Below are 7,434 nucleotides of genomic sequence, written 5' to 3' on the forward strand. Positions count from 1 at the left end.
ATAAAAACGCGGGAACTTTTTTATTTTAATTTCGTCTAAATAAGTATATAAAAATAAATAAAAATAAAATAATAAAAACGAAGTAATGGACGGATTGATTATGATAAAAAAAAGATTTTATATTTTTGCTATATTAACCATATTTTTGGCGACATTTTTATCGGTTTATGGACAGCCCCCGCCTCCAGCTGGGTATGGTAAAAAACCTCATGAACATGATAGAAAATTAGGTCCCGACCCGTTTCAATTTTTTAGAAAAGCGGGAATAATTCTCTCATCCGAGCAAACCAACCAAATATATGAAATTGCAATAAAATCGGTAAACGAAGAACAGCCAATGAGAGAAGAAATTGAAAAAATAGATTATAATATGAAAATTGAACTTATGAAAGATAATCCCGATAGAAATATATTAAGAGATTTGATAAAAAGAAAAAAAGAAATTGAAGCGGAGCGAGATTGCTTGATTATATTTAGAGATTTGGATATAATAGGAATTCTTACTCCAGAGCAGAAAATTATGCTTAATAAATATAGGAAAATGTAATTTATCTTTATCGAGTTTATAGAGCGAGGGATAATTATGAATGGTGTGGAAATGGCTTATGAAGACGATATAGACGCTTTTAAATCGTCCAACGAAGAAGCGTATAAAGAACTTATGGCGACTTATAGAAAGCCTTTGGTTAATTTGGTTTATTCAATTATTTCAAATTATGACGAGGCTGAAGAAATCGTGCAGGAAGTTTTTGTCCGATTCTATTTGAAAAGAGACACTTTTGAAGGAAGGTCCAAAATCTACACTTGGCTTTATAGAGTTTCGTTTAACAGAGCGGTAGATTATATAAGAAAGAGAGAGCGAGAAAAAAGATACAGACTTAAAGAATATAGAAATGTAGAAATGCAGGAATCCGACAACGATAACAGCATTAATAAAATTATACTCACGGAATCTTTGGCAAAATTGGACGACAGCTTTCGTATTCCTCTTATAATGTCCGAATATGAAAATTACTCTTATGAGGAAATTTCGGAAAAATTAGGTTTGCCCGTAAATACGATTAGAACGAGAATTTTCAGAGCGAGAAAAAAACTTCTATCTATAATGAAAAAAATGGGGGTAAGTTTATGAAATTCATAAAAAGCCATAAAAATTACGAAATGCTTATAAGCAGATATAAAGACAACGATTTAAACGAAAGCGAAATTCTTGAAATGAATAAACATTTGGAGAATTGCGAATCCTGTAAAAAATTCATGAACGATATTAATTCAATATCTTCAATTTTGTTAGGAAATAAATCAATAACTATTGAAAAAGTTAAACATAGAATTTATCCTTATATTATTTCAATGGCGGCGGCGCTTTTAATATCTGTAGGAGTCGCCGTAATGTTAAATAATTCCAATAAAAACGAATTAATGATTTCAAATAATTTTGACTCTGCATATATTGAAGATATTAACGGAGACGGATACGCCGATTATATTCCTCTTTCAACATATTTTAACGAGGAAGAAGAATTGACGAATAACGATGAAATGATTATATTGTCTTCGTATATGTATTATGTCGGACAAGATTAATTTTTCTTATTATTCTAAATTATTAAATTTTAGTTTTGCTTGGAATTCCAAAAGGTATTCTCAATTTTACTATAGTTCCCGCACCCTCAGAACTGTCTATAGTTATCGAGCCTTGCATTGTGTCAAGCAAATCTTTAACAACCGAAAGCCCGATTCCGATTCCGCCGTATTCCCTTTCAAATCTCGAATCGCCTTGATAAAACGGAATGAATATTTTTTTTAATTGTTTTGGTTTTATTCCTTTTCCCGTATCTTTTACCGTTATTTCTATTTCGTTTGGAATTATATTTTTCATTGAATGATAATTAAATAAATCGGGCGAAAAATCCAAATTCTTTTTTTCTATCAAATCTGGAATTCTCACATGAATATGAATGCTTCCCGCTTTGGTAAATTTAAATGCGTTTGATATTATTCCTTCCATTATCAATTTGAATCTTTCAATATAGCCGATTAAAATAATGCAGTTTTTTTCCACTTCCACTTTTGCGTCAATTTCTTTCGGGTAAATCGATTTATAACCTTCGACTATCAAATTTAATTCTTCTTCGATATTGAATTCGGACAAATATTTTGAATCCTCATCGTCTTTAATAGTAATTTGTATCAAATTATTATTCGTTTCATAAAGTTTTTTTATGCTTTTTGAAATTACATTAAGCGCTTCTTCTTTTTTCTCTTCGTTCAAATTTTTCTTTTTAAGCAAATTAATATAGCCCATTATTTCGGTAAAAGGATGCCTCAATTCATGCGTAACCGTAGCTTTAAATTCTCTTATAAGTTTATTGTAATAATTGGCGTTTTTCTTTAAGGAATTAATTTCGTTCAAAAGCGATTTTAATCTTCTTTGCAAAATTAAATTATGTTTTTTTTGCCTTTCATAAAGAATAGAAAAATATAATCTGTTTAATCCGATTTCCGTTCCAGCGTTTTTAATTATTCCTTCTTTGCACCATTTCATGGCTTCATTAAACTGCACAAAAAAATGTTCTATAGTTTCTTCCATAACCGAACCGTCCGTTTTAGGCTTTTTTTTAGGTTCGATTCCCGTTATATCGCAAGTGGCAATATTTATTCTTTCCGTAATTATTCCCGAAGAACTATAATAATTATGTCCCAAAACCGTTACATTTTTTAAAGGCACGCTGTAGCCCGTTTCTTCTTCCAATTCTCTTTGAGCGCATTTTTTTATTCCCTGATGTTCGTCCTTTGCGTTCATTTCGTCTTCTTCGAGCATTCCCGCTGGAAATTCCAAAAAGTTTATTATATTCTCGTCTATATCTTCGACATTTTTATTTGTCATTACTTTTTCTCTATAATAAACTACGGGGCGAAAATTAGTTATCATTAAAACATGAAGCTGATTTTCTATATAAGCGTAAGGAACTATTATAACGGCGTCTCGTCCTCTTCGGTTTATAATATCGCAGTTATATTCTCTTGAAAAAGTTCCGTCATCGTATTCGTTTATCGCTATAAATCTTTCCAAATTGACAAAACCAGTATTTAGTTCCACAGGCGGAGATTTATGAAAAAATTTTGCGTCCTTTACTTTTTTTATAGTCTTTCTTTTAGCGCCGCTCATATTATCAAATCACAATCCAAATTTTTATTTTATTTTTTTTATTAGAGTTATAGAATTTCCCGTTTCGTTATATTTTATTTCGTCAAAATAGGATTTCATCATCATCATGCCTCTTCCGCTGTTTCTCCTAATATCTTCCTGTTTTATTTTTTCAATCGCTTTTTGAGGTTTGAATCCGTCTCCTTCGTCCTTCACGGTTAAAGTTATACAATCGTTTTCTATTTCCAAAGAGATTTCAACGAAAGTATTTTTTGCCGTTTCGGTTTTAAGAAGTTCGGCTAATTTTTCATGATAAATATTTTTTTCAATCCATTCTTTTTTCGTTTCGTAGGATATTCCTAAATTTCCATGCTCTATCGCGTTTATAGCCACTTCATATAAAGCCGCTGCAAATAAATTCACATTCGCTTCGTCTATGACTCCCGATATTTCCGCGCATATTTCTTTTATAAGTCCAGCGACTTCTCCAATGTTGTTTTTCAAAATGTATTTTTTTATCATACACAATACCCAAATCAAAAATTATTTGTATATTACAATATAATAAAAAATAAATCAAATTTCAAATTTAAAACTTGGCAAATATAAAAATACATAATTTTATCAAATCTATATATTGCCGCTTAAATTAAACGCTTGATATTTTATTTAAAAATTATTATAATTATTGGAAATAAAAAGAGAAAAAAATATTATATAAGTGAAGAGGAATTAATATGGATAAGAAGATTATTAAAACTCATAAAGCTCCGCAGGCTATAGGACCTTATTCTCAAGCGATTAAAAGCGGTAATTTTATTTTTGCTTCTGGACAAATACCTTTGGACCCAGTAAGCGGCGGTATGGAAGAAAACGATATTAAAAAACAAACGGAAAGAGTTATGGAAAATATTAAAGGGCTTTTGGAATCGGAAAATCTTACTCTTGCCAATGTGATTAAAACGACTTGTTATTTAAGCGATATGTCAAACTTTGCTTCGTTCAATGAAGTTTACGGTTCGTATTTCAAAGATAATCCGCCTGCAAGAAGCACGGTTGCGGTAAAGTCTCTGCCGAAAGACGCTTTGGTCGAAGTTGAAATAACGGCGGTTATAAATTGATTGATAAAACCATGCATAATGATTATTATTCATGGTTTTTTATTTTTAAATAATTTTAATGATTCTAAATAAATAATAATTATAAACGGAGTGTTATTATGAGAGCCTATTTATCGTATTTTATAAAAGGAATGGCAATAGGAATAGCGAACGCGATTCCCGGAGTTTCTGGCGGAACAATAGCTTTCGTTCTTGGAATCTACGAAAAATTAACTTATTCAATATCTTCTCTTCCGATAGCTTTGATTAAATTTAGATGGAAAGATGTTGCGGAAAGTTTAAAAATATTGATTCCCGTTTTTTTGGGAGCGATTATTTCGATATTTTTATTTTTGAATATTATTAATTTCTCGTTTGCCAATTATCCGATTCCAACTAAAATATTTTTTGTGGGACTCGTGCTTGGTTCTTTTCCTTTCGTAACAAAAACCGTTGAAAAATATGATTTGAAAGTATTTTTAGCTTTCTTTTTAGGCGCTTTTATAATGGCGATATTTGTTTATTTCGATATTAACGAGCCTGAAATTAATAAAGTCGCTGGAGAATCCGTTTCTTCGGACTTTTCGTTTATTTATGGAGTCAAATTATTCTTCTGCGGAATAGCGGCGGCAATTGCGATGGTAATTCCCGGAATTTCTGGTTCTTTGCTTTTGCTTATTTTGGGAGAATACGAAAATGTATCTTATTTCGTTTCAAATATCACATCGAATTTCAATTATATTTATCCTCTCATATTTTTAGGAATAGGAATAGTTATAGGAATATTTGCAATATCCAAATTAATAACGATTCTAATTCAAAAATACAGGACAATAGTTTTCGGTTTCGTATTGGGAATTTTGATAGTTTCGTTTTTGAGTTTGTGGCCCAATATAACCTCTTTAAGCGTTCCAATGCTGGCTGCTACCGTTTTATCTATGTGTCTGGGTTTTTTAGTCGCCATAATGATGGAAAAGATTTAATATTAATTCTATAATAATATTTATATAATCAACCTAAATTTTATATAATTCAATTCCGAATATATATAGTAATGAAAAAGGTGAACCGTATGAATAGAATAGAATTTTTAAAAACATATTATAAACCGAAATTATTTTTAAGTTTGGCTTTATTTATTTTTATATCTGGAATTTTATATTCTCAAACTTCCGCAAATCTTGAAAATTCTTTTACGAATTTACCGAGTTCAAAAAGGCTTGCAAATAATATTTCAATAAGAGCTATGAACGAAAATTCTTTATATGTGGAATGGCAGGGCATATATCATCCTAATTTGACTTATTATGTATATAGAAGCAATAATCCGATATTATCTCGTCCGCTTTTAACCACGGCGACAGTTATAGGTTCGGTAAAAGCTACTAATAATTCGACTTCTTATTCTATGCTCGATATACTTCCATCTTATGGACTATATTATTACGCGGTAATATCTTATGTCGACAATATAGGTTTTTATACGGCGGATTCCGATGTGGATACGGTTTCTTTCGAGTTCAAAGACCCTAACGCGATTAATACGAATACTAACGCTTTGGCAATATTGACAAATAACGCGACAAATTTTGCATCCGCTACAAATTATTATATACAAACCAATTATTATAATATAACGAATTACTATAATACAACGGAAATACTTATAGGCGAAACGAACACAAATAATAATATTTTAAATAACGATATAATAAACACCAACTATATGGATTATATATATACGAATAATATAAATACTAACGAAATTATAGACGGAATCGTAAATACAAATTCCATAGAAATAACTATAGACAATATTATGGAAACTCCGCCAGCGCCGCAAACGGAATACGATATGTATATGAACGAATATAATAAAGCTTTGGCTCAGTTCAGATTGGGTAATTATTCTACCGTAATAACTTTACTTGAACCAGTTTCTACAAAAAATGTTAATAGAAATTTGTATTATAATATTAATTTGCTTCTTGGGAAAGCATATAAGAATACGAGTCAAAAACAAAAGGCTTTAAATGTATTCAGACGCATACAGTCGATTAATTCAACGGAAGTTAATTTTTGGATTAATCAGGTATTGAGCGATTTATGATTAGGGGGAAGATATTATGAAAGTTTATGCAGCAATTTTAGCTTCGGTTATTACCATAGTCGCTATTTTAGGAGGCGTTTTTATCACTAAAGCGTCCTCTCTCTCTTCGCCCGAAAGATATTTTCAAAAAGGCAAAAGATTTTATGAAATGGGAAACTATGACGAGGCTATAAATAATTTGAACGAATATTTATCAATAGATACAAAATTAAGACCTTTGGATAATATAGCCCAGTCTTATTTTTTGGTTGCAGATTCTCTAAAAAGACAAAAAAAATATCATTTGGCAAAAGAAAGACTTACGGACATTATAGATAATCCAGAATTTATAAGTTATTCCACAAACGCGATAATAACCTACGCCGATATAGCACGCTTGCAAAACGCTTATGACGATTATATAGCTCCTAAATTGCAGAATAATTTGAGAGCAAAAGATAACGATATAGCATCAACTATGAGCATGGAATACGGCTATCAGTTATTCTTCCAAAAAAAATACGGAGAAGCTTTGAGCTATTTTTTGAGAGCGAACGGAGAGCTTGCCGTTTTGGGAAGAGCGAGAGTTTATTTCAGCATGAACGATTACGACAGAGCTTTTGAAATTTACGAAGACTTTTTGCAATATTATAAAACGAGCGTTTACTATAACGAGGTTATGAGAACTTATTTGATTCAAGTTCCAGCAAGAGCGCATAAATTCTTTTTGGAAAAAAATTATTCAAGAGCGAGAATGTATTATAACAAAATAGCCGCTTTATTCCCAAGAACAAAATATGAAGAAGAGGCTTTATTCAGAATCGGTCAGTCTTATTATGACGAAAAGAATTACGATAGAGCGATAGAATTCTATAATAAAGTCAGATACAATAATAATATCTACACTTTAGACGCCGAAGCCTTGCTTTATATAGGTTTGTCGTATTTTAAAGTCGGCAGATATTCCGATTCTTATAAAACTTTGGATTCTTTTGTATCTCAATATCCTAATAATCCAAATGTTCCGAGAGCTAAAGAATATATGGCGGCTTTACAGGAAACTATATTGGCTTTAAATTAATTTTAGTTTTTAG

9 protein-coding genes are annotated in these 7,434 nt (G+C 30.8%); 7 read left to right on the plus strand and 2 right to left on the minus strand.

The features are described from left to right. Positions 1-100: 100 nt before the first annotated feature. Genes ACR0QS_RS08975 through ACR0QS_RS08985 form a run of 3 tightly spaced genes read left to right on the plus strand, consistent with a single transcriptional unit; the run spans position 101 to position 1,587 of the window. Positions 101-547: a Spy/CpxP family protein refolding chaperone gene (locus ACR0QS_RS08975; protein ID WP_432633102.1), complete on the plus strand. Its 447-nt coding sequence runs from the start codon at positions 101-103 to the stop codon at positions 545-547. 36 nt (positions 548-583) lie between these two features. Continuing rightward, positions 584-1,132 (plus strand): RNA polymerase sigma factor, encoded by a 549-nt coding sequence (locus ACR0QS_RS08980; RefSeq protein WP_432633103.1) that lies wholly within the window; start codon positions 584-586, stop codon positions 1,130-1,132. Then, positions 1,129-1,587 carry a zf-HC2 domain-containing protein gene (locus ACR0QS_RS08985; protein WP_432633104.1) on the plus strand — a complete coding sequence of 153 codons (459 nt, stop codon included), beginning with the start codon at positions 1,129-1,131 and terminating at the stop codon, positions 1,585-1,587. Before ACR0QS_RS08980 ends, ACR0QS_RS08985 begins: the two co-directional genes overlap by 4 nt. A gap of 22 nt (positions 1,588-1,609) precedes the next feature. Here the strand turns inward: ACR0QS_RS08985 and ACR0QS_RS08990 are convergent, their stop codons facing one another. Both ACR0QS_RS08990 and ACR0QS_RS08995 read right to left on the minus strand, forming a co-directional pair. Further along, positions 1,610-3,172, minus strand: a complete 1,563-nt coding sequence (locus tag ACR0QS_RS08990) for an ATP-binding protein (protein ID WP_432633105.1) — start codon at positions 3,170-3,172, stop codon at positions 1,610-1,612. Positions 3,173-3,196: 24 nt separating this feature from the next. Beyond that, positions 3,197-3,673 carry an ATP-binding protein gene (locus ACR0QS_RS08995; protein WP_432633106.1) on the minus strand — a complete coding sequence of 159 codons (477 nt, stop codon included), beginning with the start codon at positions 3,671-3,673 and terminating at the stop codon, positions 3,197-3,199. Positions 3,674-3,888: 215 nt separating this feature from the next. On the opposite strand from ACR0QS_RS08995, the gene ACR0QS_RS09000 reads away from it, so the two are divergent. The 4 genes from ACR0QS_RS09000 (at position 3,889) to ACR0QS_RS09015 (ending at position 7,421) form a co-directional block, all read left to right on the plus strand. Beyond that, entirely contained in the window at positions 3,889-4,272 is a 384-nt protein-coding gene (locus ACR0QS_RS09000) for a RidA family protein (protein WP_432633107.1), read from the plus strand. 98 nt (positions 4,273-4,370) lie between these two features. Beyond that, positions 4,371-5,234, plus strand: a complete 864-nt coding sequence (locus tag ACR0QS_RS09005) for a DUF368 domain-containing protein (protein WP_432633108.1) — start codon at positions 4,371-4,373, stop codon at positions 5,232-5,234. An 89-nt stretch (positions 5,235-5,323) separates the two neighbouring features. Next, positions 5,324-6,361 carry a tetratricopeptide repeat protein gene (locus ACR0QS_RS09010; protein ID WP_432633109.1) on the plus strand — a complete coding sequence of 346 codons (1,038 nt, stop codon included), beginning with the start codon at positions 5,324-5,326 and terminating at the stop codon, positions 6,359-6,361. A gap of 16 nt (positions 6,362-6,377) precedes the next feature. Continuing rightward, complete coding sequence (locus tag ACR0QS_RS09015; RefSeq protein WP_432633110.1) at positions 6,378-7,421, plus strand: tetratricopeptide repeat protein; 1,044 nt, start codon at positions 6,378-6,380, stop codon at positions 7,419-7,421. Positions 7,422-7,434 lie beyond the last annotated feature (13 nt).

Source organism: Brachyspira sp. (genome assembly GCF_050873525.1).
Taxonomy (GTDB): Bacteria; Spirochaetota; Brachyspiria; order Brachyspirales; family Brachyspiraceae; genus Brachyspira.

Excerpts from the sequence above, each read along its gene's own strand:
- ACR0QS_RS09010 (WP_432633109.1), top strand. The coding sequence starts at position 5,324 with ATGAATAGAATAGAATTTTTAAAAACATATTATAAACCGAAATTATTT.
- ACR0QS_RS09015 (WP_432633110.1), top strand. The coding sequence starts at position 6,378 with ATGAAAGTTTATGCAGCAATTTTAGCTTCGGTTATTACCATAGTCGCT.
- ACR0QS_RS08995 (WP_432633106.1), bottom strand. The coding sequence starts at position 3,673 with ATGATAAAAAAATACATTTTGAAAAACAACATTGGAGAAGTCGCTGGA.
- ACR0QS_RS09000 (WP_432633107.1), top strand. The coding sequence starts at position 3,889 with ATGGATAAGAAGATTATTAAAACTCATAAAGCTCCGCAGGCTATAGGA.
- ACR0QS_RS08980 (WP_432633103.1), top strand. The coding sequence starts at position 584 with ATGAATGGTGTGGAAATGGCTTATGAAGACGATATAGACGCTTTTAAA.
- ACR0QS_RS08975 (WP_432633102.1), top strand. The coding sequence starts at position 101 with ATGATAAAAAAAAGATTTTATATTTTTGCTATATTAACCATATTTTTG.
- ACR0QS_RS08985 (WP_432633104.1), top strand. The coding sequence starts at position 1,129 with ATGAAATTCATAAAAAGCCATAAAAATTACGAAATGCTTATAAGCAGA.
- ACR0QS_RS09005 (WP_432633108.1), top strand. The coding sequence starts at position 4,371 with ATGAGAGCCTATTTATCGTATTTTATAAAAGGAATGGCAATAGGAATA.
- ACR0QS_RS08990 (WP_432633105.1), bottom strand. The coding sequence starts at position 3,172 with ATGAGCGGCGCTAAAAGAAAGACTATAAAAAAAGTAAAGGACGCAAAA.